This is a genomic window from Bacillus swezeyi (genome assembly GCF_030908325.1).
In the GTDB taxonomy this organism is placed as follows: domain Bacteria; phylum Bacillota; class Bacilli; order Bacillales; family Bacillaceae; genus Bacillus; species Bacillus swezeyi.
The window spans coordinates 3,576,860-3,601,354 of the sequence record NZ_CP133085.1; the positions used below are offsets into that span (position 1 = coordinate 3,576,860).

28 protein-coding genes and 1 pseudogene are annotated in these 24,495 nt (G+C 44.1%); 9 read left to right on the forward strand and 20 right to left on the reverse strand.

Going from position 1 to position 24,495, the window contains the following annotated elements; translation table 11 throughout:
- Positions 1-24: 24 nt before the first annotated feature.
- Together RBH91_RS17815 and RBH91_RS17820 are read right to left on the reverse strand one after the other, a co-directional pair.
- Positions 25-321 carry a WXG100 family type VII secretion target gene (locus tag RBH91_RS17815; RefSeq protein ID WP_076762046.1) on the reverse strand — a complete coding sequence of 99 codons (297 nt, stop codon included), beginning with the start codon at positions 319-321 and terminating at the stop codon, positions 25-27.
- A gap of 384 nt (positions 322-705) precedes the next feature.
- Positions 706-2,109, reverse strand: a complete 1,404-nt coding sequence (locus RBH91_RS17820) for an alanine/glycine:cation symporter family protein (RefSeq protein WP_076762047.1) — start codon at positions 2,107-2,109, stop codon at positions 706-708.
- Positions 2,110-2,291: 182 nt separating this feature from the next.
- Between RBH91_RS17820 and RBH91_RS17825 the strand changes: the two genes are divergently transcribed.
- Both RBH91_RS17825 and ald read left to right on the forward strand, forming a co-directional pair.
- The gene (locus tag RBH91_RS17825; protein WP_307892389.1) at positions 2,292-3,530 is read left to right on the forward strand and encodes a sporulation transcriptional activator AdeR; all 1,239 of its coding nucleotides are present in this window, start codon (positions 2,292-2,294) and stop codon (positions 3,528-3,530) included.
- Positions 3,531-3,640: 110 nt separating this feature from the next.
- Complete coding sequence (ald, locus tag RBH91_RS17830) at positions 3,641-4,780, forward strand: alanine dehydrogenase (RefSeq protein WP_307892390.1); 1,140 nt, start codon at positions 3,641-3,643, stop codon at positions 4,778-4,780.
- A gap of 659 nt (positions 4,781-5,439) precedes the next feature.
- Here ald and RBH91_RS17835 read toward each other — a convergent pair.
- Both RBH91_RS17835 and RBH91_RS17840 read right to left on the reverse strand, forming a co-directional pair.
- Positions 5,440-5,679 (reverse strand): hypothetical protein, encoded by a 240-nt coding sequence (locus RBH91_RS17835; protein WP_307892391.1) that lies wholly within the window; start codon positions 5,677-5,679, stop codon positions 5,440-5,442.
- Positions 5,680-5,703: 24 nt separating this feature from the next.
- On the reverse strand, positions 5,704-6,300 hold the full coding sequence (locus RBH91_RS17840; RefSeq protein ID WP_307892392.1) for a sulfite oxidase-like oxidoreductase: 597 nt from the start codon (positions 6,298-6,300) through the stop codon (positions 5,704-5,706).
- Between the two features lie 100 nt (positions 6,301-6,400).
- On the opposite strand from RBH91_RS17840, the gene RBH91_RS17845 reads away from it, so the two are divergent.
- Positions 6,401-6,997 (forward strand): biotin transporter BioY, encoded by a 597-nt coding sequence (locus RBH91_RS17845; protein WP_307892393.1) that lies wholly within the window; start codon positions 6,401-6,403, stop codon positions 6,995-6,997.
- A 68-nt stretch (positions 6,998-7,065) separates the two neighbouring features.
- Here the strand turns inward: RBH91_RS17845 and RBH91_RS17850 are convergent, their stop codons facing one another.
- Both RBH91_RS17850 and RBH91_RS17855 read right to left on the reverse strand, forming a co-directional pair.
- Entirely contained in the window at positions 7,066-8,394 is a 1,329-nt protein-coding gene (locus RBH91_RS17850; protein WP_076762053.1) for a Na+/H+ antiporter family protein, read from the reverse strand.
- Between the two features lie 162 nt (positions 8,395-8,556).
- Positions 8,557-10,047, reverse strand: coding sequence for a leucyl aminopeptidase (locus tag RBH91_RS17855; protein ID WP_307894785.1), 1,491 nt, complete (start codon positions 10,045-10,047; stop codon positions 8,557-8,559).
- A gap of 165 nt (positions 10,048-10,212) precedes the next feature.
- On the opposite strand from RBH91_RS17855, the gene RBH91_RS17860 reads away from it, so the two are divergent.
- Positions 10,213-10,689: a divergent PAP2 family protein gene (locus RBH91_RS17860; RefSeq protein WP_076762055.1), complete on the forward strand. Its 477-nt coding sequence runs from the start codon at positions 10,213-10,215 to the stop codon at positions 10,687-10,689.
- Between the two features lie 46 nt (positions 10,690-10,735).
- On the opposite strand, the gene RBH91_RS17865 is transcribed toward RBH91_RS17860, so the two are convergent.
- The 4 genes from RBH91_RS17865 to RBH91_RS17880 all read right to left on the reverse strand — a co-directional run bounded on the left by RBH91_RS17865 (position 10,736) and on the right by RBH91_RS17880 (position 13,479).
- Complete coding sequence (locus RBH91_RS17865; protein WP_275667307.1) at positions 10,736-11,401, reverse strand: stationary phase survival protein SpsC; 666 nt, start codon at positions 11,399-11,401, stop codon at positions 10,736-10,738.
- 136 nt (positions 11,402-11,537) lie between these two features.
- Positions 11,538-11,858, reverse strand: coding sequence for a YuiB family protein (locus RBH91_RS17870; protein ID WP_307892394.1), 321 nt, complete (start codon positions 11,856-11,858; stop codon positions 11,538-11,540).
- Between the two features lie 75 nt (positions 11,859-11,933).
- Positions 11,934-12,062: a YuiA family protein gene (locus RBH91_RS17875; RefSeq protein ID WP_187444588.1), complete on the reverse strand. Its 129-nt coding sequence runs from the start codon at positions 12,060-12,062 to the stop codon at positions 11,934-11,936.
- 199 nt (positions 12,063-12,261) lie between these two features.
- Positions 12,262-13,479, reverse strand: a complete 1,218-nt coding sequence (locus RBH91_RS17880; RefSeq protein ID WP_162274723.1) for an NAD(P)/FAD-dependent oxidoreductase — start codon at positions 13,477-13,479, stop codon at positions 12,262-12,264.
- A gap of 364 nt (positions 13,480-13,843) precedes the next feature.
- Here RBH91_RS17880 and yumC point away from each other — a divergent pair, with 364 nt between their 5' ends.
- Entirely contained in the window at positions 13,844-14,842 is a 999-nt protein-coding gene (gene yumC, locus RBH91_RS17885) for a ferredoxin--NADP reductase 2 (protein WP_076762058.1), read from the forward strand.
- Positions 14,843-14,874: 32 nt separating this feature from the next.
- Here yumC and RBH91_RS17890 read toward each other — a convergent pair whose 3' ends face one another.
- Entirely contained in the window at positions 14,875-15,078 is a 204-nt protein-coding gene (locus RBH91_RS17890; RefSeq protein WP_076762059.1) for a hypothetical protein, read from the reverse strand.
- 144 nt (positions 15,079-15,222) lie between these two features.
- Between RBH91_RS17890 and RBH91_RS17895 the strand changes: the two genes are divergently transcribed.
- Positions 15,223-15,447 (forward strand): cold-shock protein, encoded by a 225-nt coding sequence (locus RBH91_RS17895; RefSeq protein ID WP_076762060.1) that lies wholly within the window; start codon positions 15,223-15,225, stop codon positions 15,445-15,447.
- 330 nt (positions 15,448-15,777) lie between these two features.
- On the opposite strand, the gene RBH91_RS17900 is transcribed toward RBH91_RS17895, so the two are convergent.
- From RBH91_RS17900 to RBH91_RS17915, 4 genes are all read right to left on the reverse strand, one after another.
- Complete coding sequence (locus RBH91_RS17900) at positions 15,778-16,143, reverse strand: HesB/IscA family protein (RefSeq protein WP_307892395.1); 366 nt, start codon at positions 16,141-16,143, stop codon at positions 15,778-15,780.
- Positions 16,144-16,219: 76 nt separating this feature from the next.
- The gene (dapF, locus tag RBH91_RS17905; protein WP_307892396.1) at positions 16,220-17,074 is read right to left on the reverse strand and encodes a diaminopimelate epimerase; all 855 of its coding nucleotides are present in this window, start codon (positions 17,072-17,074) and stop codon (positions 16,220-16,222) included.
- Positions 17,075-17,199: 125 nt separating this feature from the next.
- Complete coding sequence (locus tag RBH91_RS17910) at positions 17,200-18,417, reverse strand: NupC/NupG family nucleoside CNT transporter (RefSeq protein ID WP_076762063.1); 1,218 nt, start codon at positions 18,415-18,417, stop codon at positions 17,200-17,202.
- A 159-nt stretch (positions 18,418-18,576) separates the two neighbouring features.
- A complete protein-coding gene (locus RBH91_RS17915; protein WP_148956500.1) occupies positions 18,577-18,813 on the reverse strand; it encodes a YuzB family protein in 237 nt (78 codons plus the stop codon).
- Between the two features lie 280 nt (positions 18,814-19,093).
- Here RBH91_RS17915 and RBH91_RS17920 point away from each other — a divergent pair, with 280 nt between their 5' ends.
- A complete protein-coding gene (locus tag RBH91_RS17920) occupies positions 19,094-20,161 on the forward strand; it encodes an NAD(P)/FAD-dependent oxidoreductase (protein ID WP_307892397.1) in 1,068 nt (355 codons plus the stop codon).
- A 342-nt stretch (positions 20,162-20,503) separates the two neighbouring features.
- Here RBH91_RS17920 and RBH91_RS17925 read toward each other — a convergent pair whose 3' ends face one another.
- The 3 genes from RBH91_RS17925 to RBH91_RS17935 all read right to left on the reverse strand — a co-directional run bounded on the left by RBH91_RS17925 (position 20,504) and on the right by RBH91_RS17935 (position 22,561).
- On the reverse strand, positions 20,504-21,100 hold the full coding sequence (locus RBH91_RS17925; protein ID WP_307892398.1) for a dienelactone hydrolase family protein: 597 nt from the start codon (positions 21,098-21,100) through the stop codon (positions 20,504-20,506).
- A 148-nt stretch (positions 21,101-21,248) separates the two neighbouring features.
- Positions 21,249-21,458 carry a hypothetical protein gene (locus RBH91_RS17930; RefSeq protein WP_076762067.1) on the reverse strand — a complete coding sequence of 70 codons (210 nt, stop codon included), beginning with the start codon at positions 21,456-21,458 and terminating at the stop codon, positions 21,249-21,251.
- Entirely contained in the window at positions 21,455-22,561 is a 1,107-nt protein-coding gene (locus RBH91_RS17935; RefSeq protein WP_076762068.1) for a Rap family tetratricopeptide repeat protein, read from the reverse strand. The genes RBH91_RS17930 and RBH91_RS17935 overlap by 4 nt, the downstream gene beginning before the upstream one ends.
- Before the next feature lie 252 nt (positions 22,562-22,813).
- Between RBH91_RS17935 and RBH91_RS17940 the strand changes: the two genes are divergently transcribed.
- Positions 22,814-23,314, forward strand: a complete 501-nt coding sequence (locus RBH91_RS17940) for a phenolic acid decarboxylase (protein ID WP_076762069.1) — start codon at positions 22,814-22,816, stop codon at positions 23,312-23,314.
- Between the two features lie 42 nt (positions 23,315-23,356).
- Here RBH91_RS17940 and RBH91_RS17945 read toward each other — a convergent pair whose 3' ends face one another.
- Together RBH91_RS17945 and RBH91_RS17950 are read right to left on the reverse strand one after the other, a co-directional pair.
- On the reverse strand, positions 23,357-23,626 hold the full coding sequence (locus RBH91_RS17945; RefSeq protein ID WP_307892399.1) for a hypothetical protein: 270 nt from the start codon (positions 23,624-23,626) through the stop codon (positions 23,357-23,359).
- Between the two features lie 99 nt (positions 23,627-23,725).
- A complete protein-coding gene (locus tag RBH91_RS17950) occupies positions 23,726-24,058 on the reverse strand; it encodes a YuzD family protein (protein WP_076762071.1) in 333 nt (110 codons plus the stop codon).
- Positions 24,059-24,175: 117 nt separating this feature from the next.
- Between RBH91_RS17950 and RBH91_RS17955 the strand changes: the two are divergent.
- Positions 24,176-24,489: pseudogene (locus RBH91_RS17955) on the forward strand (NifU family protein).
- The last annotated feature ends 6 nt before the right edge of the window (positions 24,490-24,495 follow it).

Consider the following 24,495-nt stretch of genomic DNA (forward strand, 5'->3'; position numbering starts at 1 on the left):
TCTCTCTTTCTTCTAATCTGTAAATTAGCCGCGGATTTGGCTAGCGATGTCTTGGTCAGTGCTTTCAAGTGTGTTAGCAGTCTGATGAAGCTGTTTAGAAACGTCGCTTAGAAGTTCAGCCATTTTAATAAAAGAAGGTCTTAGCTCTTGATATTGCTCTGCGAATGCACGGCTTGATTCACCTTCCCACATATCTTGAAGCTGATTGATCATTTGATCAAGACGCTGGTTAACCTGTTCAGTTACATCTCCGCTTTCTTTTTGATATCTGTCAGCCATTTGCCGCAGTTCTGCCGGCGTAACACGAATGATTCCTGACATATTCCTTATACCTCCTGCGCTATTCGCCCTAGATATGGGCTAAATAACTTATTTTTTTTGAACGTTTTAATTATAAAAACAAGATTGAGGCACAGTCAAACAAATCTGTTGTTATTTTACAAAATGAGTCTAAAGGTTTATCATTCCTCTATTTCCATCCAGCTAAAATTCTAGAAATCTAGTAATAAATTCTCAATTTATATTGCTTTTTCGGACTGAATCAAAAGGAATGGTTCTATATGACTACAGGTGGAATACCCAGCAAATAAACGGCCTGCCTGACAATCCATAGGGAAAAGGATGGATCGCACTATAATGAAGGAACTCAGGAAGCTGCAGCCAAAAAAAGCCTGCCTCCAAGCAAAGGAGACAGGCTTTTTTTCATCAGCCGGCTTTTAATGTAGCAGGTTTTTGCCGATTGTAGTGATGTAAAAAGTAATCGTCGGTTTCCGCACGGATCACCTTCCATAATAAAACAAGGGCCACTAAGTTCGGAATCATCATTAAAGCGTTCGCCATGTCGGCAAAAGCCCATACCGTACTCAGGCTTGCGACTGCACCGTAATAAGCGGCGAATACATAAACAATCCGGTAAACCGGCACCCATTTTAAGCCAACCAAGTATTCAAGACATTTTTCTCCATAAACATACCAGCCGACAATTGTTGAAAAGCCGAAAAAGATCACTGAAAACGTCACAATATACTTACCCGTTATTCCTAGTGAAGAAGCAAATGCGGCATTTGTCAGCGCCCCTGCATCAAGGGATGTGTCATGGGCAACACCTGAAAGCAAGCCGCCTGAAGGATCCCAGAAGCCCGTAATGATCAGGACAAGCCCTGTCATCGTACAAACGATCAAAGTCACGATGAACGTCCCTGTCATAGCGACCAATGCCGCCTTGACGGGATGATCCGTTTTGGCATTTCCGGCGATTAAAGCCGCCGTTCCCAAACCGGCTTCGTTTGAAAAGATCCCTTTTGACATACCGTTTCTGATCGCCTCAGAAACGATCACTCCTGTAAAACCTCCTGCTGCTGATACCGGGTTGAAGGCATGATGAAAAATCAGCTGAAACGCTGGAATAATTTGATCATAATGAAGAAAAATGATGATCAAAGAACCGCTGATATAAAGAATCGCCATGATCGGCACAAAGATGCTCGCAACCGTACTGACGCGCTGAAAGCCGCCGAAAATGATCGCCGCCGTTAATACCGCCAGCACAAGGCCGATCACCCAGTCGTGAATCCCGAAGGTGTGTGTAACCACTTCAGCAATCGTATTGGACTGAACAGAGTCACCGATGCCAAAAGAAGCGAGCACACCTGAAACCGCAAATAAGACTGCGAGCGGCTTCCACTTCTTCCCCAGGCCTTTCTCAACGTAGTACATCGGTCCTCCCGAATACTCGCCGCGTTCATTTTTGACCCGGTATTTGATAGCCAGCAAAGCTTCACTGTATTTGGTAGCCATCCCTAAAAGACCGACAAGCCACATCCAAAACAAAGCTCCCGGGCCACCGACCGTAATCGCCGTGGCCACGCCGGCGATATTTCCGTTTCCAATCGTTCCGGCCAGCGTCGTCATCAGCGCTTTAAAGTTGCTGACATCGCCGTCCGCCCCGGCTGATTCTTTTTCTTTCCCGAAAGCAAGCTTGAATGCATATATCAATCGTTTAAATTGAAGCCCCCGCAAGATCACCGTCAAAAATATACCGGTCCCTACAAGCAGAACGATGCCCGGGACTCCCCATAAAATGCCGTTTATTTTCTCTAATATAAACAATGTTCCCTACTCCTCTTATTTCAAAATAATTAAATTTGTTGTAACACCGTAGAACATTTATGAAAAATAATAAATCATAATCAACTTTTTTGTTGATTTTAACAAACAACTATATTCATAATAAAAGTAAGATGGGTATATGTCAAAATTTTTTCATGCAAACATAAAAGTAGGGGTTTTTTATGAATAATCGAATGAATCCTTTTAAATATCAATATGACCGATTAGAAGATGTGGCAGATCATATCAGCGAGGTGCTGGACTGTCCGATTACGATAGAAGATGTCAACCATCGCCTCCTCGCTTACAGTACGCACAGCGATTATACAGATCCGGCGAGGACATCGACGATCATCGGCCGGCGCGTCCCGGAAAAGGTGATCAACAAGCTCTGGAAAGACGGGACAATCCCCGCCTTGATGAAAACAGACGAACCGATCAGGGTGGAACAAATCGATGAAGTCGGACTGAGCAGCCGGGTGGCGATCTCCATCTGGAAAAACAGCGAAGTGATCGGATTTATTTGGGCTCTTGAAAGCCAAAAAAAGCTGTCGGAAGAAGAGCTGCACCTCTTAAGGCTTGCCGCAGATTCTGTTAAGAATAAGCTTTTGCCCTATCAAGTCCGCAAACGAAAAAACGAACAGCGCAGCCAGGAGTTTTTCTGGAAGCTGCTCACCGGCCATATTTCAGAAGAACAGGAAATCGCTGACGGCTTTCATCAGCTTGGAATCGGTGTGCCGTCATCTTATTCTGTCTTAATCATCCGCCTGAAAAATGAAATCGAGGAAAAAACCGAAAAACAGCTCAATTATTTGCTGGAAACGACTCAGCAGATGCAAATTCTTCTGACCACGATCGATTATAATGAGCTGATCATCCTCGCTTCTCCAAAAACAGGGCAAAACGGGCAGCCGTTCAACGATTTGAAACAGTTTGCCGGAAGTATACAAAAGCAGCTGGAAGAACGCTATAAGCTGAACGACAGCACCATTTCGATCGGCGGAATGTACGCCTTGATCACCCGTGTGCACCAGTCCTATCAGGAAGCGCTCTCCGCCTTGAAAGTGAAAGAGCGGTTTGCGGATGAGACCAAACATCTCGTCAGCTTTTCAGAACTTGGCATTTATCAATATCTCGATGTGCTTGCCGAAAAAAGAAAGCAAGCAAACTACCCCAACTATTCTCTGATGCAGCTTGAAGCTTATGATCAAGAACATCACTCAAATCTTGTCGAGACGCTTGAACAATTTATCGAATGCGACAGCAATGTCAACACTGCCGCCAAAAAGCTGAACATTCACGTCAATACGTTAAACTACAGGCTGAAGCGCATTAGCAAAATCGCTGAAATCGATTTGAAAAACATTAATGAAAAGTTTACGATTTACCTTGAAATCAAGCTGCGCAACATGCATTTGTGAAATTCCACAAATGCATGTTTTTTTATTTTCTCATTCAAACAAAGAAAATTCTAAAAAATCAGTATAAACTAAAAGAACAGCCGTTTTACAGAAAAAGGAGGATCAATGCGATGATTATCGGGGTTCCGAAAGAAATAAAGAACAATGAAAACAGGGTAGCTTTAACTCCTGGTGCTGCGGCACAGCTGATTAACGCCGGACACCGCGTGATCATGGAAGCAAATGCAGGTGCAGGAAGCGGTTTTGAAAATGAGGATTACGTATCGGTGGGAGCGGAAATTGCCGAACAGGCGAAGGCCGTCTGGGATGCTGCCGATATGGTCATGAAAGTAAAAGAGCCTCTTCCTGAAGAATATTCTTATTTTAGAGAAGGGCTGATCTTGTTCACCTATCTGCATTTGGCTGCCGAGCCTTCTTTAGCAGAAGCATTAAAACAAAAAGGCGTCATGGCCATCGCATATGAAACGGTGAGCGCCGGCCGCTCTCTTCCTTTGCTGACGCCGATGTCAGAAGTGGCCGGAAGAATGGCCGCTCAAATCGGCGCCCAATTTCTTGAAAAGCCAAAAGGAGGAAAAGGCATTTTATTAGCCGGCGTTCCCGGCGTTGCACGCGGAAAGGTTACCATCATCGGCGGAGGTGTTGTCGGTACAAACGCGGCTAAAATTGCAGCCGGCCTTGGAGGGGACGTGACAATGATTGATCTCAACGCAGACCGGCTGCGCCAGCTTGATGATCAATTCGGCCATCAAATCAAAACACTGATGTCAAACCCGGTCAACATTGCCGACGCTGTAGCTGAAGCCGACCTTCTCATCTGCGCGGTGCTGATTCCAGGGGCAAAAGCTCCGACTTTAGTGACGGAGGAAATGGTAAAGCAAATGAAACCAGGCTCCGTGATCGTTGATGTAGCGATTGACCAAGGCGGAATTGTTGAAACGGTCGACCACATCACAACCCATGACAACCCGACCTACGAAAAACACGGAATTGTCCATTACGCCGTCGCCAACATGCCTGGCGCGGTTCCGCGGACTTCTACCATCGCACTGACGAATGTAACGGTTCCTTATGCGCTTGAGATTGCAAACAAGGGTGCAGCTAAAGCGATTCTTGAAAACGCGGCCCTCAAAGCCGGGGTTAATGCGGCAAACGGACATATTACCTATGAAGCGGTGGCCAGAGATTTAAATTATGATTACGTTCCGGCGGAACTGGCAATTGAAAACTCGTCGTCTGCGACAGAAGCTTAACATAAAAAAGCCAGAGACTTGCATTATCGGTCTCCGGCTTTTTAATTCATTTATATGGATATTAAACATTTATTTTCTAATTACTATCAACACGAAGAATCCTGGATGATTCCACGACTTCTTCTTAACTCTTTTGCCAGCAGTGAAGATCTTGGCCCTCTTTGACGCATTAGCAGTTTTATCTCCTCAATGCTTAGATAAGAAAGCCTAATATGATAGCAGTTGATATATTCAATTACAGCAAAAACATAGAGAAAAATATAAAGCATTAAATCTAGTGATTTATTTTGTATTTGATAGTGAAAATAAGGAATCCTGCCCCCACCAACATCAAGTTGAGCCTTTTTAATAAAAGAAAAAGGCGGATGATCTGCGGACTTAGATCAGAGCAGCTGTTTTGCTTTACCCGTTTATATTTGAGGTACCAATACAGACTGCCCTGCAGCAATAAAAATTCCAACAAAGCAAATGCAAATAAAGAAGGAATTGACATTAAATAAGGCTTTGTCCACTCAAGCAGATCAATGCTCCAAATCCACAGAATAGGAAAATACACAACTGCAAATCCTTCACCAAAACATAATTCAAACAGCTTTTTTTTGAACTTTTCTCTTCATAGACTGACGATTCCAGTTTTTTATTGCGAAATTCAAACAATCCTATTCAGCTCCCCGCCCATTCCAAATCCTCCGGGCCGTTCCCAAAACAGGGATCACCCCAAACAAAAGCAGCATCCACAAGACCCGGTCTGAAAAGTCTCCGGACAAAACCAGTGCAGCTGTAAGCGCAGCCAGCATAACCGTTAAAAAAACGGCAAAAGCGCTTTTTTTAAATGCTGCAAACAGAAACAAAAAGCATGCAGCCAGCATGAAAAATATGATGAGCTGTATAAAAAACATCACGTTCCCTCCGATCATGACGGATTAATCAAAACTGTACCTTTCTTCCTTCCATGGGTTCCCCCGCATATGGTAGCCGTTTTTCTCCCAAAAGCCCGGGTGGTTTTCCTTTGTAAACTGGATGCCTCTCAGCCATTTGGCGCTTTTCCAAAAGTAAAGGTGCGGCATGACGGCCCTGAGCGGAAAGCCGTGTTCAGGGGTGAGCGGAACACCGTTGTGGGAGTGGGCCAGCAAAGAGGAATCCATTAAAAAGTCCTCCAGCGGCACATTCGCCGTCCAGCCTTTCTCTGCATGCAAAATGACAAACCGGGCCTCCTCAAGCGGCTTTGTCATTTTGGCTATTTCCTGCGTCTTGATGCCTTTCCATACATTATCGAGTTTTGACCATCCTGTCACACAATGGATGTCATTGGACACTTCGCTTTGCGGCATCTCGCACAATTCATCGAACGTCAATAGGAGCGGCTGTTCGACCAAACCGTAGATTTGCAGATTCCATTTTGATAAATCTTCATAATCGGGAACATGGCCTGTATGGAGGACTGGAAACGATGTTGTGACATTCTGGTTTGGAGGCACTCTGTCAGACTGCTGATGCTGTCTAGCTTTTCCAAAAAACATGAAAGCACCCCTTTTTGTTAACTGATATAAAATACAAGTTGACAAACTATTTCATCATCTTTTACGATAAAGTTGTGAATCATGAGGAGGAACAAACAAAATGAAAAAACAAAAGCTTCGCGCCAGCGACATGGCGCTTGTCGGAATGTTTGCCGCCCTGATGGGGATCGGCGCGAATATCACTTCGTTTGCCCCTTTTCTGCAAATCGGCGGGATTCCGCTGACGATGCAGCCGTTTTTCTGCTTGCTCGCCGGCCTTCTGCTCGGACGCAGATTAGGTGCGCTGTCCATGATCGTTTATGCTTTAGTCGGCTTGATAGGCGCTCCTGTTTTCTCTTCTTTTTCCGGCGGTGCTGCCGCTTTTTTAAAGGGAAGCGGCGGTTTTATTTTGTCCTATATCCCAGCAGCATATGCTGCGGGCTCGATCACTGACAGAAAATCCGAACCGGGTACAGGCCATTTTTTCACAGCTTCATTGATCGGTACGTTGATCATCTATGTAATCGGCGTCAACTATATGTATCTCGCTTTTCGAACTTGGCTTGACACGCCTATAGCTTATCCTCACGCATGGGGGATGATGACCTGGTTTTTCATCAAAGACCTGGCCTTCTCCGTCCTGCTGGCCGCACTGGCTTCAAAGGTTTATAGAGCGGTTCAGAAAGCGGGCGGATTCAGAAGACATACCACTTTTTAACCCCAACAGGTTCTGTTTTTATTTTAGCAAATATAAAAAAAAATTCCCCTGCAAACGGGGAATTTTTTTTAAAGAATAATCGCAGCGATCCAACCGAACAAAATCAGCGGAATATTGTAAAAAATGAAGGTCGGGACACAAGTATCCCAAATATGGTGATGCTGTCCATCTGCATTTAAGCCTGACGTTGGTCCAAGTGTGCTGTCGCTCGCCGGTGAACCGGCATCTCCCAAAGCAGCTGCCGTTCCGATAATGGCGATTGTCGCCATCGGGCTGAAACCGAGCTGCAAGCACAGCGGTACAAATATGGTTGCGATAATCGGAATTGTCGCAAATGATGAACCGATTCCCATTGTAATAAGCAGCCCGACGATCAGCATCAGCAAGGCGCCGACAACCTGATTGTTGCTGATCAAGCCTGTTGAAGCTTCAACAAGGGACTGCACATCACCCGTTTTTTCAAGGACATTGGCAAAGCCTGCAGCGGCAAGCATGACAAAGCCGATAAACGCCATCATGTTCATCCCGCTCGTGATTAGTTCGTCAGCTTCGCCTCTTTTCATAGCACCGCTTAAGAATAATACCGCCAATCCGCTGAGCGCGCCGAATATCATGCCGTCAACGTCTAAGCTCTGTGATAAATAAAGCTGCACACTTAATGAGACAGCGATGGCCGCCACGGCGATAGCAAGGCTTTTTTTCGTATAAGCCGCCGGCTTTTGTCCGGCGATTTCTTTCATTTCGTATGTGCGCGGTTTTCGATATACAAAAGCCGCTGCCGCAAGACCGACAACCATTCCCGCGATCGGAATGATCATTGCAAGCGGAATATCTGCCAAGGTAACGGAAAGCCCCGCGTCTTTCATATTATCTTTTAAAATCCCCTGAAAAATCTGGCCGAACCCGACCGGAAGCAAAATATAAGGAGCCGTTAATCCGAATGTCATCGCACACGCAATCACCCGGCGATCCACTTGCAGCTCATTTAAAATTTTCAATAATGGCGGGATTAAAACTGGTATAAATGCGATATGAACAGGTACGACATTTTGCGACATACACGAAATGATTAAAATGACAAGGACGATCAACACTTTCGAAAGTGTTTTACGCCGCGTATCCCCTTCTTTGCCGATCAGCTTTACAGCAGCTTCGACCATGGCATCCGGAAGGCCCGTTTTCGTCAAGGAGACTGCAAATGCGCCAAGAAGCGCGTAGCTGACGGCTACCGTCGCATTTCCTCCAAGCCCTTCTGTAAAAACACTGACCGTCTGACCAAGGCCGAGCCCGCCGGTCAGACCGCCGGCTAGAGCACCTGCAATCAGGGCAATGACAACATTGACCCGCAGCAGGCTTAATATAAGCATCACAATAACAGCAATCACAACTGCATTCATATTTTAAACCTCCGAGAAAACACTTTAGTTTGCTAATGTAGTAGATAATTAAAGTAATGAACGTATAGTACCACATGATTTGTGATTGCGTCAATGAAGCTTTTAAATTTTGAAAACTTTTCTATAAAAAATCCCCTTCATAAACATGAAGGGGATTCAAGATTACAGATTGCCCGTAAACCGCTCAACAAATGTGACAAGCGTTCTCACCATCACGCCTGTCCCGCCTTTTGGCCCGAAGCACGTATGTTTATTTATCGTGGCCGTGCCGGCTATATCAAGATGCACCCATGGTGTCTGCTCTGCGAATTCCCCGAGAAAGGTTCCGGCCATGATAGCGTGGCCTTCTCTTCCGGGGGAATTGTTTAAGTCAGCCATTTGGCTGTTTTTTACTCTCTTCTTATCCTTTTCTGTAATCGGCAGCTGCCAAATCGCTTCGCCCGCTTCTTCGGCCGCCTGCCGGACATGCTGATAAAGCGGATCATGATTGGTCATGGCCCCCGTTGTTTCCGTACCAAGAGCGACGATCACGCCCCCGGTCAATGTGGCAACATCAATCAATACAGAAGCTCCGTGGTGTTTCGCATAAGTCAGGCCATCGGCTAATGCGAGCCTTCCTTCAGCATCCGTATTCAAAATTTCAATCGTTTTGCCGCTGAGCGAAACAATCACATCATCAGGCTTCATGGCGCTGCCTGAAATCATATTGTCTGTAGACGGGATGACAGCAAGCACATTTTGCTCGGGACGCAATTCCCCAATCGCTTCCATTGCCCCTAAAACACTTGCGGCTCCCCCCATATCCGACTTCATGCCGACAATCCCGTCTTTCGGTTTGAGAGAGTAGCCCCCGGTATCAAAAGTGATTCCTTTGCCGACCAAACCGATGACATCATCCCATGTTTCTCTCCCTTGATACTTTAAAACGATCATTTTCGGCGGTTCTTCAGACCCTTGGTTGACCGCCAGCAGTCCGCCCATGCCGAGCTCTTCCATTTCATCTTTTTCAAGGATTTCGCATTCGAATTCGTATTTAGCCGCAAGTTCAGCCGCATATGAGGCAAGATCGGCCGCCGTGAGCATGTTGCCCGGCATGTTGACGAGGGTTCTCGCCGAATTCGTCGCATGGCCATACACCTGTCCGACATGCAGGCTGGCCTGAACTTCCTTAAGGTCATGGTCTGTCAAAGCATAGACATTTTTCAGGGAATGATCGGGTTCATTAGGTCTGTGCTTGTAATCCTGCACTTCATAGCATGACAGCATGCAGGATTCCGCCAATGCATGTGCAGCATCGTTTGCAGAGACTTGATCAGACACGAAGCTGTCAAGCAAAACCGCCATCTCCTGTTTTCTGTCTTTATAAATCGTTTGGACAGCTTCAGAAAAGCACTGCTTCGCGTCCTCAAACGTGAATTCCGCCTCCCGTCCCAATCCGACGACATACAGCCGTTTGACACCCGGGAGTGACGGGGTAAATATTTTAGACACTTTCGCTTTTTTGGAAGACACATCCCCGTCTTTTAAAAGCTGTAAGAGCTGACCGTTCAAGAGGCGGTCGATTTCTTCCGCTTTTCCATACAATTGGCTTTTTTTAAATAATCCGATCAGCAGCGTTTCTTTTTGATCAAAGTCTTTAAAGGCATAAAACATCAAGTTCACAGCTCCTTATCAGCAAAGTGAGTAAAATTGAGGCAACAATGTTATAATAGGAAAAACATTTTTTCCGTATAAGGTTTCATATGATATATTCTAACAAATAACTGTGTGATTTTCTGAATTCATCTCTATTTTCTCTATAGAAAGGATGTTCTGAAAATGGAAATCCTCACAAACTTTCCCTTACTGGCAAGCTTTGCCGCTATTTTTTTCGCTCAGTTCGTCAAAGTGCCCATTTACTTTATCGTCTCAAAAAAATGGGATTGGCGGCTGGTGACAAGCACGGGAGGAATGCCGAGCTCTCATTCAGCGGCCGTCACGGCGCTTTCTACGGGTGTGGCCCTTGATCATGGGATGGATTCGTCTTTGTTTGCGGTCTCCTCAATATTTGCGGTCATCACGATGTTTGATGCAACCGGCGTCAGAAGACACGCCGGAGAACAGGCAACGGTGCTCAATCGGCTTGTCCGGGACTTTAACCGCTTCGTCAATGAGGCAAAGGATTTTCCAAAAGTGCATCAGGAAGAAAAGCAAAAAAAGTTAAAAGAGCTGTTAGGCCATCAGCCGATCGAAGTCTTTTTCGGAGGGCTGACGGGAATCATCTTGACTTTGTTCCTTCACTATCTATTCATGTAAACATAAAAAACGTTTAAGCCGTTTCAGGTCTTAAACGTTTTTTTGCTTATTCTTTCGCCATTTTATACTTTTGTCTGAATACCTGCATCGATTTGTTTTCATTCAGCTTTGAGAGGTCTTCTTCCGTAACAGAGCCGTCCCCTTTTTTAATGACATAAACGTCAAGAGTTTTCTTTCCCCATTCATTATAGACGTCTTCAACCGTTTCATAGTATAAGTCAAGCCGATTTCCTTTAATGGCAGATCCTGTATCAGCGACTACGCCGTAGCCGTAGTCGGGAATGAACAAAATCGTTCCGATCGGAAAGACGGACGGATCCGCTGCAACGGTCGAATATAAATCTCTTTTCACTTTGACTCCTGAATATGTAAGCCCGTACTCCGGATGATGAGGCTGTTTTCCAGTCGATTCAGCCCCAGCAGTATACCCTGTTGCGGTGACTTTTTGTTTCGGATATTTACTCCAATCAAATGCGTCCTCAAGCTTTTTCGGTTTGTTTTTGATTTGCTTTGCGGCAGACAGCGATGTCTTTTCCGCTTTTTCTTTCGGAAGTGATTTAAAAGTCAGTCTTAACTGTTTGAAGGACAAGTCCTGCTCTTTTGCCCAGTTTGATATGTCCCGCGCTTCTACGCCTGAAACGGCAAAGAACGTTGTCATAAAAGCCAGGACAAACAAAACGGTCATCAAAAAACGCCTGAACATTGTCATCACTTTTCTCAATTCTTCCCACTCCTCTCACCATCTAATTGTTTCCAAGAGGGAAAAGAAATATTCAAATAGCGGAAAAATTTCAAGAAAAGTGAAAAAATTCAAAGCGCAAAAAAACCTTCTTCAGCAAAAAGAAGGTTTAAAACATTTGGTATCCTCTTTTTCGCAATGCTTTGATCGTGATTCCGGACAGAAGGGCCCCGGCCATTCCGCTTGCTAAAATCAAGATATCCGCTGCAGCTAAAGAAGCCACTCTGTCAAAAAGCCCTGAAAAGGCCTCTCCCGGAGCCTCTACATAGCGAATCCATTTTTCTTTATTCACAATGAAAAGGCATACAATCGGATAAATGACAGCCATAATCCAGGACATCCTGAGCAGCATGTTCAGCAAAAAGCCGATCCCGAAAAACAGCACGAAAAACAAGACAACCGATATGATCACAACTGGTAAACTTATCAAAGCCTTCCACCCCCAAGTAACCCCTTTTAGTGTACATTGGAGAAGGAACTTGAGTCAATCATTGGAAAGCCGGCTTTAGCGGTCTTTTCCGGTTCCCTGACAGTTGCTGCACGTTTCCGAACCGCCGAGCAGCAGCTGAAAATAGCCTTTTCCTGAACAAAATGTACAGGATGATTCAGAGCGATGGGTCGAAGAAGTCTTCATCAGATACACACCTTTTTCTTAATTTTCTGATAATATTACCATGAAGATTGTCAATGATAAAGTCAGAAAATATGACGGATTATTTGATGTAAGCGCTTAAAGAAGAGGATTTCTTCCTTTTTCTTTTGTTTTTAAAGATTTAGGGATGAAATAAAAAAGCCTGCAGCACCCGCTGCAAGCTCTTTTTTAGCTGGTGATCTTAGAAAAATTTAAATTTCCCTTTTTTAAGCACAAGACCCGGTCCGCCAATCAGGTAGAGCGAACGGTTGTCGATGATTTTTTTCATCATGGACGCGGAAGTTCCGGTCATTTTTTTGCCCAAAGCCACACCGATCGCATCGTGTTCGCCAAGCGATGCGACAGAGCCTTTATTATCAAATTTGAATGTTTCTGTTTCTTTGCCGTGGATCAATGCGGCGATATTTGTCGCGCAAGTTTCGCCCTGCTGCATTGAAATCTGCGCTGTCGGCGGATATGGACGGTCGATTTCCTCATTGATGACGAGCGAGCAGTCGCCGATGACGAAAATGTCATCAAAGCTATCAACCCGAAGATCAGGTTTCACTTTGACACGGCCGCGCATGTTTTCAAAGCCTGATTCCTCGATCACCGGATTTCCGCGGACACCGGCTGCCCACACAACCGTACCTGCTTTAATTTCTTCAGTCTGGTCGTCTTTTCCGACGAAGATGCCGTCAGGTGTGCATTCTTTTACGGCAGTACCGATTTTGAATTCGACGCCTTTTCCTTCCAGATAGTTGACAGCATAATCGACAAGCTCCGGATCGAAGCCAGGCAGTACAGACGGCGCAGCTTCCACACAAATTAAGCGGACCTGCTGGCGGTCAATATCATATTCCCTGCACAATTCCGGTATGCGGTTAGCCAGTTCACCCAAAAATTCTATTCCTGTAAAACCCGCTCCTCCGACAACAATCGTCAGACGCTCAGGACGTTTTTCGGCTTCTGTATTGTATGTCGCAAATTGATATTCCATATGCTCGCGAAGCTGACGGGAGGAATCAATGTTTGAAATGGAGAATGCGTATTCTTTCAGTCCGGAAATTCCGAAGGTCTCAGGGACAGCTCCCAATGCGACGACGAGGTAGTCGTATGCAATCTCACCGGTTCCCAGGACGACCTTTTTTTCTTCTTTATTGATGTTCTTCACCGTATCCTGAACAAAACGGACGCGGGACGTGTTGATGACATCTTTAATTGGGTAGCGGCATCTGTCATGATGAAGTGTACCTGCGCTTGCCTCATGCATCCAGGTTGTCTCATAATGATAGTTGTGCTTATTGACAAGCGTAATATCTGCTTCATTGATACCGATTTTTTTGACAAGTCTCGTCACGGTCATTAATCCACCATAACCTGCACCTAACACTACTACTTTTGGCTTATTCAACGGAATCACATCCACCTTTTCTGTATTTTACTCTAAGCCGGTTTGAAAATAGCCTTTTGGTTATTGTCAACCTGTTGCCGGCTTTTTATGAAAAAAAGTTTGTGAAATCCTTCACTTTAGAGCCCTGAAAAACGGACCGTTTTTTCAGCAGATTGACGCATAATATTCATAAATAATTAACAAATTGTTCACAACTACATCATAGCGATTCACATTTGGTTTTTCAAGATTGAATATGCCGCTGGCGACATGCTTTTAGGAACAGCGGAGTCTCCTCCCCAAGATCCCTTGAAAAAACAGACGCGCTCGTATTTATTTTATGTGATATGATATAGTTAAGAACAATTTTCATTTAGGGGGCATTATTTTCATGCGTGAAGACTCAAAAGTATATGACATTACAATTATCGGAGGCGGCCCTGTCGGCTTGTTTACCGCGTTTTACGGCGGTATGCGGCAAGCGAGCGTCAAAATAATCGAAAGCCTGCCGCAGCTCGGCGGCCAGCTGTCCGCTTTATATCCGGAAAAATATATATATGATGTCGCCGGCTTCCCTAAAATCCGCGCTCAGGAGCTTGTCGATAATTTAAAAGACCAAATGGCGAAATTTGATCAGACGGTTTGTCTTGAGCAAGCTGTCGAAAGCGTTGAAAAGCAAGCGGACGGTATATTTAAGCTTGTGACAAACAAAGAAATTCACTACTCAAAAACAATCATTATTACAGCCGGAAACGGAGCGTTCCAGCCGAGAAAGCTTGAGCTGGAATCAGCGGCTCAATATGAAAATGCGAACCTCCATTACTTTATCGATGATATGAATAAATTCGCCGGCAAGCGCGTCGCCGTATTGGGAGGCGGAGACTCTGCCGTAGACTGGGCGCTTATGCTTGAGCCGATCGCGAAAGAAGTATCGATCATTCACCGCCGCGATAAATTCCGCGCTCATGAACACAGCGTCGAAAACCTGCGAAACTCTAAAGTGAACGTGTTAACGCCGTTTGTACCGACTGAGTTGATCGGAGAAAATCAAATTGAACAGATCGTCATTGAAGAAGTCAAGGGAGAAAGAAAAGAAGTCATTGATGTCGATGATGTCATTGTCAACTTCGGATTTGTTTCATCTCTCGGCCCGATCAAAAACTGGGGGCTTGACATTGAGAAAAATTCGATCGTCGTCAAATCGACGATGGAAACAAATATTGAAGGATTCTATGCCGCTGGCGACATCTGCACATATGAAGGAAAAGTAAAGCTGATTGCAAGCGGATTTGGAGAAGCTCCGACCGCGGTAAACAACGCCAAAGCTTATATGGATCCTAAAGCCCGCGTTCAGCCGCTGCATTCGACGAGCATGTTTGAAAATAAATAAAACAAAGGAGCCTTGCAAGCGGCTCCTTTTTGTTAAATGATATTCATATATGAGAAAATGGTTCCCAGAATCAGCACAATCGTCAAAACGGCAACCATACCTGCAGCGGTCAAAACGATGCGGTCTTTGATTTTTTGCGCTTTTGGCAGCGGCTTTTCACACCCGCATGCCTCGCATACTTTAGAGCGGTATGGAATAAGCTCATTACAATTTCTGCAGTTTATGTTTTCTTCCATGTTTGGATCCCTTTTCCTTTCTGGGCTTTCGTTCCTAAAAGAACTTGTCCAGTATAGAATAACAAATAAACGAATAGAATGTCTTAAGATTCACAAAATATTCTTAAATGAATGCTAAAAAAACCCTTGTTAGGAAGTGACGTTATGTCTTACTACAACAATCGAAATCAGGAACCCCTGCCAAAAGAAGATATCAATACGTGGGAATGTACAGCAGAGGACTGCAACGGATGGATGAGAAAAAACTTTACAAGCAGTGAACGTCCTTTATGCCCTCTCTGCAATCAGGAAATGGAGAGCGGAAGCCGCTATCTAACCTCAATCACCAACAATACGAGCAATCTTCACCGCATATTTAACCAAAAATAGAAACACCTCTTTTTAAAACATCCAATCGCAAAAGCCTTGCTCGAACCCTGAGCGGGGCGGCTGCTTTTTCTTATCTATTCGGGTTTTATGACAAACATTTCACCAATAGAATGTCATCGCGGATAGAAACCATTTCCGGCCTTCCCTATGGATTTCGAAAAACCGCTTTCCACAATGTGCTCGTTGAAATGACCCGCATGTCTCAGTTTCCCGTCAGCCAATTTAACGAGTAATAAAAACGCCTTTCTCAAACGATGAATCATCGCTAAGAAAGGCGTTTATTAATCGTTTTTCCATCATAACGGGTTCATTCATACCGGGTTTCGTATGTCAGCACTCTTCAGGCTTGCCGGCATTTGCTGCCGTGCGGAATGAAGAGCCGCAGCCGCATGACGCGATGGCGTTTGGATTTTCGATGGTGAAGCCGCCGCCCATCATCGATTGTTTGAAATCAATGACCGTTCCGTTCATGATAGCAATGCTTTCATTATCGACAAGCATTGTGATTCCATGCTGAACAAACTCGCTGTCATCTTCATTTTTTTCGTGCTCAAACCCCATGCCATATGAAAGGCCGCTGCACCCGCCGCCTTTTACACCGATTCTTAAGAAAGCATTTTCTTCTTCATGCTCCTTCATCATCTCTTTAATATGAAGGGCAGCCGCTTCTGTAAGCGTGACTGTTTTTTCGCTCATGACAAAGCACCTCCTCTAGTTGTCATGTCTACCTTTATTATAAATGTGAATCCGGTATTTCTCAAACAGACCGTCTTCAAATAAAAAATACGCCGTCACATACCATTTCAGCCGGGCCTGTCATCATCACGCGGCCGTCGTTTTTCCAGTTGATGATCAAATCGCCTCCGGCAAGATGAACGGTAATGTCGGTCTCTCTTTCGGCAAAGCCGTTCAGAATAGAGGAAACCGCAGCAGCACAGGCACCTGTTCCGCACGCCTGAGTAATCCCTGAACCTCTTTCCCATACGCGGAAATGCAGTTCCTTCGCATTTTCCACCTCAACAAATTCGACATTGACGCCCTCCGGAAACCTCTCGTGTTTTTCGATGAGCGGCCCCAATGTTGTCAGCGGGGCTTCTTCAATATCGTCTAAATAAAAGATGATATGGGGGTTTCCCATGGATACAGCAGTGCCTTTCAGTTCATGGCCGCCAAAATTCATTTGTTCATTGATCGTTTGTGAGTGCTGCTCCCCGAACATTGGCATATCCGATTTAAGGAGCCGCGGCTCGCCCATGTCGACTGTGGCCGAAACGACTTTCCCGTCCTCCACTTCAACTTCCGCTTTCACAAAGCCTGACAATGTTTCAATGAAAAAGGATTTTTCCTTTACCAGTTTATGTTCATAAGCGTATTTCGCAACACAGCGCAAGCCGTTTCCACAGTTTTTGCCTTCAGATCCATCGCTGTTGAAAATCCGCATTTTGACCGGCGCCTGATCAGAAGGACAGATGAGAATCATTCCGTCAGAACCGATTCCCGTATAAACTGAAGACACTTTGACAGCCAATTGCGATAACAATTCTTCCGGAAGGTTCTCTTCAAATTGATTGACATATATATAACTGTTTCCTAAACCGTGCATTTTAGTAAAACGAAAAAACTTCATAGCGGCCTCCAACATTTTTATTTCTTTTAGTATAAAAGCTGGAACGGATGGACACAATATGATTATCCCCCGTTTTTCATACATAAAAGCTCCCTGCACATATGTGCAGGGAGCTTTTATCATGCTTACCCGATAAACATACCGGCAATCGCCGCACTTAAAAGGTTGGCCAATGATCCGGCAGCAACGGCTTTCAGTCCGAGACGGGCAATATCAGAACGGCGGCTCGGCGCCATTCCTCCCAATCCTCCAAGCAAAATGGCCACGGAAGACAAGTTGGCGAAACCGCACAGCGCAAAGCTGATAATTGTAGCGGTTTTAGCAGAAAGCTGCTCGAAAATCGGAGCAAAGTTGGAATAAGCAACAAATTCGTTTAAGACAAGCTTTTGACCGATAAAGCTTCCAGCCTGGACAGCCTCATCCCAAGGCACACCGATGACAAAGGCAAGCGGTGCAAATACATATCCGAGTATGAATTCGAGAGACAGGCCTTTAAAGCCAAACCAGCCCCCGATTCCGCCGAGAACACCGTTTAAAACGGCAATCAAAGCAACAAATGCAAGCAGCATCGCGCCGACATTCAAAGCAAGGTTCAGACCTGTTGAAGCCCCTTTTGCCGCCGCATCGATTACATTTGCAGCATCTTCGTCTTCAGCCATTTGAATATCTTCTGATGACGCTTTCGATTTCTCTGTTTCCGGAATAAGCATTTTTGCCATGATCAAACCTGCCGGTGCAGCCATAAAGCTTGCCGCAAGCAAATATTCAAGAGGAACTCCGAGAAGGGCGTAGCCGAATAAAACAGAACCGGCCACTGAAGCCAATCCTCCGGTCATAACGGTAAACAGCTCGGATTTAGTCAAGTTGGCAATAAACGGCTTAATGACAAGAGGAGCCTCTGTTTGGCCGACAAAAATATTTGCAGCAGCTGAAAGAGATTCCGTTTTGCTTGTTCCGAGAAGCTTTGACAATCCTCCGCCGATAAAACGGATGATGACCTGCATGATTCTTAGGTGGTAAAGAACGGCAATCAATGATGAAAAGAAGATGATGACGGGTAAAACACTTAAAGCAAAGGCAGCGCTGTCGCCTACCTGTAAAAGAGGGCCAAAGAGAAAGCTGATCCCTTCATTCGCATAATTGACGAGATGTTGAACAGCTTGCGTAAACGAAAGAAACGCCTCCCGTCCCATCTCCCATTTGAGAACGATAAAGCCGAACAGGAGTTGGATCGCCAAACCGATGACAATCGTTCTTATATTAATTTTGCTTTTATGCTCAGAAAGCAAGAACGCAATCGCGAAAATCGCAAGAATACCAAGAAGTCCCCATAATATGTTCATGACCACACCTCTTCTTATTTTTTAAACTTTTATTAAGATAACAATTAATCATTTGCCTGTCCACAAAAATTTTTACGAATTTTTTATCTTTTTATGGAAACCCTTACAACCAAAGGCTTATGCTCATAAAAAAAACGAGACCACCCTTCATGACCCCGTTTAAATCATTTCATTTTCTTCAATGAACTCATATATATTTTCGACTAACTCAGCCGGATTATTCCCTGAAACCATTTCACCGTTCACAAGTGCAAATAATGTCTGCATACATTGCCCGCAATAACTCAGACAGCCGTATTCGACAACGTCTAAATTCGGGTCTTTCTCTAGTATTTCTTTTGCCTTCTGAGAACCTTGGGCAAGATTGCTGACGCAAAATTCAATAATTGGAAACACTTTCTTTCACCTCACATCGCCTTCTTATCGTACCCTAATGTCCTTTGATTAGTCAAAACATGAAATTGCCTGATAAAGCTTTTGTAACATATTAATACCTTAAAGGGTTTTACTAATTATCTCGCTGTGATGTATGTGTAGGTTATTTTTCCGAGAAATATTGTGATTTTACATCAAATTAGATATAATTCTAGAGGGTATTTACATAGTTTTTTATTTTTGCATTGTAAAAAAAGATGAGTTCTAGTTTCTTAATCTGAGGGGAAAAGGGGAATTAGCAATGAGAAATTTAGTCTTGCTCGGCGGCGGTTATGGAAATATGCGCGTTATACATCGTTTGCTGCCAAATCAGCTGCCTGATGATGTGATGATCACTTTAATTGATAGAAACCCTTACCATTGTTTAAAAACGGAGTATTATGCACTTGCTGCCGGAACGATTTCCGATCATCATATTAGAGTATCCTTCCCGGATCACCCTAAATTAAAGACTGAATACGGCAATATTTCTCGTATTGATCTGGAGCAAAAAAAAGTGCTGTTTCATGACAGAGAGCCGATTCCCTATGATGATGCTGTGATCGGGCTTGGCTGTGAGGACAAATATCATAATGTTCCTGGAGCGCCTGACTACACGTACAGCATTCAGACGATCGACCAATCCCGCCATACCTATCAGGCGCTCAACAACTTAAATGCGGAAGCAACCGTTGCGATAGTCGGGGCAGGACTGAGCGGCGTTGAACTTGCGAGCGAGTTAAGAGAAAGCAGAAAAGACTTGAACATTATTCTTTTCGACCGCGGGGAATTGATTTTATCAAGCTTCCCTGAGCGGCTGAGCAAATATGTTCAAAGCTGGTTTGAAGAGCACGGCGTCAGCATCATTAACCGGGCGAATATTACGAAAGTGGAAGAAGGCATCGTCTACAACCATGATGACCCGATTCCAGCCGATGCCATTGTCTGGACTGCGGGGATTCAGCCGAGTCAAATCGTCCGCGAGCTTAATGTGGAAAAGGATGCACAAGGACGAGTCGTCTTAACACCGCACCACAATTTGCCCGGAGACGAACACGTCTATGTCGTCGGAGACTGTGCAAGCCTTCCGCACGCTCCAAGCGCACAGCTTGCAGAAGCACAGGCGGAGCAGATTGTCCAGATTCTTGAATGTCGCTGGAGAGGAGAGCCTCTTCCGGAATCGATGCCGAAATTCAAGCTGAAAGGCGTACTCGGGTCCCTCGGCAAAAAAGCCGGCTTCGGATTAGTCGCTGAACGTCCGCTGATCGGCAGGGTGCCGCGCCTGTTGAAATCGGGACTGCTTTGGATGTATAAGCATCATAATGGATAGGGATATGCTTTTCCTTACAAATCGTGTTTTTACTCTTATTCATACCTTTTAACTCTAAAAGCTCATCATGTCAGATGAGCTTTTAGAGTTTCGCAGTTTACTAACAGGTTTGGTTCTAACTCTATTTCTCGGCAGACCTTTTACGTTTGTCATTTGCAGCAAAAAACGCTCTCAGTGAAAGAGAGCGCTATAGTTCAATATATGAATTGGTTTCTCAATGCGTTTGTCAACTTTTCAGGCATTTCATGCCCTGTTGACTTATATAAAAAATAGAATAACCCTTGGGCTCGCCGGTATTGTTCATATATGTCATTGATGATCAGGCTTGGGCCGCAATTTCATTCACTGCCCCTTTAGAAAGCTCATCATTTTCCCGTATGCTATTTGCGAGGAATGGCTGTTGTATTCTTTAGAATATGGGTCGCTAAATCCATGTGCTCCCTTCAATTTGGCCGTTTCGACATTCTTCTTGCCGTCGAAAGCTGAAATGAATTTGGCAACGTCAAAGGATTGTTCTTTTTCCGGAAAGAACAGCATTACAGGGCACGCAGGTGTTATTTCCAGGTAGTCTCTTATGCGGGAACCATAATATCCGACAATCCCATCAATGTATTCTTCTTCACTGCACAGCCAGGCGATGGTCGCTCCCACGCTGAACCCGACCAGCACGATCTTTTGATATCGATTTTTCAGATGGAAGATCATCGTTTTTATTTTGCTGGCAGCGCCGGCAAAACCGACGTTCTCCATATAATGAAGATAGGCGGCTTTCTCCTCCTGGTAATCGAATGGTCTTTCTTTATTTAATAAATTCGGGCAAATGACATCAAACCCGCGGTGGGAAAGCGAGCGGCAAACATCCTCCATATGCCGGTTGATCCCGTATATTTCGTGCAATACGATAATGGCCTGCTCTGAATTCTTCTGAATATGTATCATCATCTGACTCCTTCATTCCTATCAGTTTTGCCGGCCTTATGGATCTGGCTTTTCAAGCTCAAAAAAAAGAAGGCGCCGATCATGGCACCATTATAAAATGGATGGCGGTGTGCGGACGAGCCTGGGGGGACTTGTCCGATCATGCTTGTCAGCTTAATGCGGAAGATTTGTCTGCAAGCGATTTGACAGGATAGCTGTCGAGAAAGATCGCTCTTCCCGCCATCAGCTTTGCGGAAGCTTGATCAAGAAAAATGGCACGTCCCGCCAGCTGGGCGCTGTTGTTTGGCTGAGACGAAAAACTTAAAACGACAAGGCTGGCGAAAACGGCCGTTGATACAATGGCAATCAGCTTTTTCACTTTAACTCCTCCGTTCTTTTAAGGATTTGGTCTCTTGCATGATGAGACTCTTCAAAATATCCGGCAGCATTGTCTGTATCACCATTTTGTTTATAGAAAAGCGCAATGTCCAATGTTAATTCCGCTATATCCGTCCAGAGATTGATCGTTTTCAGGTATTCTAAAGCATGTTCAACTGTAAATGGATTTTGTTCATCATACAGAGCATGTATGAGTTTAAATTTCGACAAATATTCCCTTTCTCCTGCTTTTTTCGCACGAGAAAAACCTTTTTCATACCATTCCCGCGCTTCTTTAAAAAGACCCGATTTGTACAGCACATGTGTCAATTCAAACATAGAATGAATGCCGTATACTGATTCTTCATGTTCTTTTAAAACAAGCGCTTCTCTGAAATGCTTTTCAGCCAAGGTGAGGAGATCGCGATTGACATAGCTTAATCCTAAGTTGTGATGGGCCATGCCGATGAGGACATGATGTTTGATTACTTCCGCTTCCTTAAGGGCTTGCTTATAATGCTGTTCAGCCTCGTCAAAACGAAATAAATCGAGTTTATTCGCACCTAACAGCATTTCGCTGCTGATCGCTTTTTGGATGTAATCATCATGTGTTTTAAAGGTTTTTAAAGCTGTTTTTGCATGGTTTAAGGAGAAGAAGGTTTGCTTGATCTGATAGTAGGCGATCGCCAGTTTGTAATGGAATTCGGCGTTTTCAATTTGATCGGGGATTTTCCTGAGCTTGTCCTCAGCCAATTTGTAATAATTGATGGCATTTGTGTAGTCCTTTTTGTGAAATTCGTACATGCCGGCAAAAAAGAAAAAATAATATTCAATCATGTCATCGGTGCTTTGCATATCAGCTTTTTGATGCTGAATGTCTTCGAACAGCCTGTTTGATGCCGCAAATTCTTCTGTCAGCAATTTATGGCGGTAGTCTAAAAGATTAAAATAAAGCAGCAAATCTTGATTTTCTTCCATATACGGCAGCTGATGTTCAATATCATATTTTATGGAGACCGCTTGGGATATTTTGTGGCGTTTAATCATGACATACCATTGATTCAGCATTTTGGCGACTTCTTCATACGCAATTTTTGTCTTCAACCGATTATCATTCCTTTCCTCCCAATCTTTTTCCTTTTTATGGGTTGTTTTTCATTTTACAGAATCGCTCATTTTTTGACAATGTATTTTTCTAAATATTAGCATAATTTCCTAATATTCTTTTATTATGCTTAATTTTTGACAAAACGTCGTGTGTTTAATTTGACATTTGATTTACAGAAAAACTATAATTATATATGTAAATATAAACATGTTCATATTTACAATAATATAAAAAAAGGAGCAGTTCATATGAATCAAGATGTAAAAGATTTTGTAGGAAGCCATATGATCTATACGTATGAGAACGGCTGGGAATATGAGATATACATCAAAAATGATCATACCATCGATTACCGTATTCACAGCGGAATGGTGGGGGGCCGCTGGGTTCGCGATCAGGAAGCCAATATCGTCAAACTGACGGAAGGCGTCTATAAAGTGTCATGGACTGAACCGACAGGCACTGATGTTTCCCTGAACTTTATGCCGAATGAAAATCGGATGCACGGCATCATCTTCTTCCCAAAATGGGTTCACGAACGCCCTGACATTACGGTTTGCTATCAAAATGACCATATCGATTTAATGGAAGAATCACGGGAGACATATGAGACATATCCAAAATACGTCGTTCCTGAATTCGCCGATATCACGTTTATCGAAAACGCCGGCATAAATCAGGAAGAACTCATTTCCAAAGCGCCATACCCTGGAATGACGGATGACATTCGGGCCGGAAAACGAGTATAAGAGGAATGAATGAGAAAGAGGCTGGGGGATCGATTCGGTCTCTTATTCATAATATAAAGACTGAACCTTTGATAAATCATGGAGCAAAGCTTTAATGTCTTCTTGTGACAATGGGACAAGCATCTGATCATAAAGGGTGATGATCTGTCCGTCCTCATCATGCTCATGCTGTTTTAAATACTGCTGCAAAGCCTGTAATTGGTTTTCCTTCAGGCTTGTTTGTGTTTGAAACTGTTTGATTTTTTTTAATGAAAAAACATTCATTTCGTCGTCAAAATCACCGGACATGATCTGCCCTTCAATATTTGCCATGCATATCCCTCCAAAGCTTGATCAACTGGTAGTTAGTCTGTCCTTTTTTCAAAAGAACAATCATGAAAAAACAGCAAGGTGTTCAAGATCCCTTGCTGTTTATGATAAAGCAGGCTCATACCCTTGCTTTTCCATCTCTTTATACACGTCTTTCAGCTTCGGATTTCCTTCGCCTACCACCTGATCACCGACCAAAACGAGCGGATAGAAATATTCGTCATTCAGGATCTTTTCCGAGATTTCCTGTTTCTTAGGATCATGTTCAGGAGGGTGATGGACGTCAATGTACGTAATCGAGAAAGGCTGACCCGGATATTTTCGTTTAAGAGCCGCTTCGAGCCATTCATACGTTTCTTTTGCTGAAGGAAGATTCACACAGCTTGGACAGAGAACCTCAGCGCCATAAACAAAAAGCTCAGCGATTTTTTTCATCTAAGTAAGCTCCTTTCTGTTTACTTTTATTTTAGTCTATTTTCATTCCGCACTCCATATCTGAAATGAAAATCGTTTTTTGTCTTTGACGGCAAATATGATATAATATGTGGGAATATGCGAAACCAAACAATAGCTTTTTATTGTTCGACTGAATATAATGGTTGTATGATTTGAAAGGAGCGATATGAATGACGACAGAAGTCGAAATGAAAGAACAAGTACAGGAAGTACTGGACAAACTTCGTCCATTTTTACTGCGTGACGGCGGAGACTGTGAGCTTGTCGACGTGGAAGACGGCATCGTAAAGCTTCGTCTTCTCGGAGCATGCGGAAGCTGCCCAAGTTCAACCATTACCCTGAAAGCGGGAATTGAACGTGCCCTTTTAGAAGAAGTGCCGGGCGTGATCGAGGTAGAACAAGTATTTTAATCACCA

Excerpts from the sequence above, each read along its gene's own strand:
- RBH91_RS17875 (WP_187444588.1), bottom strand. The coding sequence starts at position 12,062 with ATGAAGACTTCTTCGACCCATCGCTCTGAATCATCCTGTACATTTTGT.
- RBH91_RS17910 (WP_076762063.1), bottom strand. The coding sequence starts at position 18,417 with ATGAACATATTATGGGGACTTCTTGGTATTCTTGCGATTTTCGCGATT.
- RBH91_RS17925 (WP_307892398.1), bottom strand. The coding sequence starts at position 21,100 with ATGATACATATTCAGAAGAATTCAGAGCAGGCCATTATCGTATTGCAC.
- RBH91_RS17940 (WP_076762069.1), top strand. The coding sequence starts at position 22,814 with ATGAATCAAGATGTAAAAGATTTTGTAGGAAGCCATATGATCTATACG.
- RBH91_RS17845 (WP_307892393.1), top strand. The coding sequence starts at position 6,401 with ATGAAAAAACAAAAGCTTCGCGCCAGCGACATGGCGCTTGTCGGAATG.
- RBH91_RS17840 (WP_307892392.1), bottom strand. The coding sequence starts at position 6,300 with ATGTTTTTTGGAAAAGCTAGACAGCATCAGCAGTCTGACAGAGTGCCT.
- RBH91_RS17945 (WP_307892399.1), bottom strand. The coding sequence starts at position 23,626 with ATGGCAAATATTGAAGGGCAGATCATGTCCGGTGATTTTGACGACGAA.
- RBH91_RS17950 (WP_076762071.1), bottom strand. The coding sequence starts at position 24,058 with ATGAAAAAAATCGCTGAGCTTTTTGTTTATGGCGCTGAGGTTCTCTGT.
- ald (WP_307892390.1), top strand. The coding sequence starts at position 3,641 with ATGATTATCGGGGTTCCGAAAGAAATAAAGAACAATGAAAACAGGGTA.
- RBH91_RS17855 (WP_307894785.1), bottom strand. The coding sequence starts at position 10,047 with ATGTTTTATGCCTTTAAAGACTTTGATCAAAAAGAAACGCTGCTGATC.
- dapF (WP_307892396.1), bottom strand. The coding sequence starts at position 17,074 with ATGAAGTTTTTTCGTTTTACTAAAATGCACGGTTTAGGAAACAGTTAT.
- RBH91_RS17860 (WP_076762055.1), top strand. The coding sequence starts at position 10,213 with ATGGAAATCCTCACAAACTTTCCCTTACTGGCAAGCTTTGCCGCTATT.
- RBH91_RS17815 (WP_076762046.1), bottom strand. The coding sequence starts at position 321 with ATGTCAGGAATCATTCGTGTTACGCCGGCAGAACTGCGGCAAATGGCT.
- RBH91_RS17850 (WP_076762053.1), bottom strand. The coding sequence starts at position 8,394 with ATGAATGCAGTTGTGATTGCTGTTATTGTGATGCTTATATTAAGCCTG.
- yumC (WP_076762058.1), top strand. The coding sequence starts at position 13,844 with ATGCGTGAAGACTCAAAAGTATATGACATTACAATTATCGGAGGCGGC.
- RBH91_RS17825 (WP_307892389.1), top strand. The coding sequence starts at position 2,292 with ATGAATAATCGAATGAATCCTTTTAAATATCAATATGACCGATTAGAA.
- RBH91_RS17890 (WP_076762059.1), bottom strand. The coding sequence starts at position 15,078 with ATGGAAGAAAACATAAACTGCAGAAATTGTAATGAGCTTATTCCATAC.
- RBH91_RS17900 (WP_307892395.1), bottom strand. The coding sequence starts at position 16,143 with ATGAGCGAAAAAACAGTCACGCTTACAGAAGCGGCTGCCCTTCATATT.
- RBH91_RS17920 (WP_307892397.1), top strand. The coding sequence starts at position 19,094 with ATGAGAAATTTAGTCTTGCTCGGCGGCGGTTATGGAAATATGCGCGTT.
- RBH91_RS17835 (WP_307892391.1), bottom strand. The coding sequence starts at position 5,679 with ATGTTTTTTATACAGCTCATCATATTTTTCATGCTGGCTGCATGCTTT.
- RBH91_RS17895 (WP_076762060.1), top strand. The coding sequence starts at position 15,223 with ATGTCTTACTACAACAATCGAAATCAGGAACCCCTGCCAAAAGAAGAT.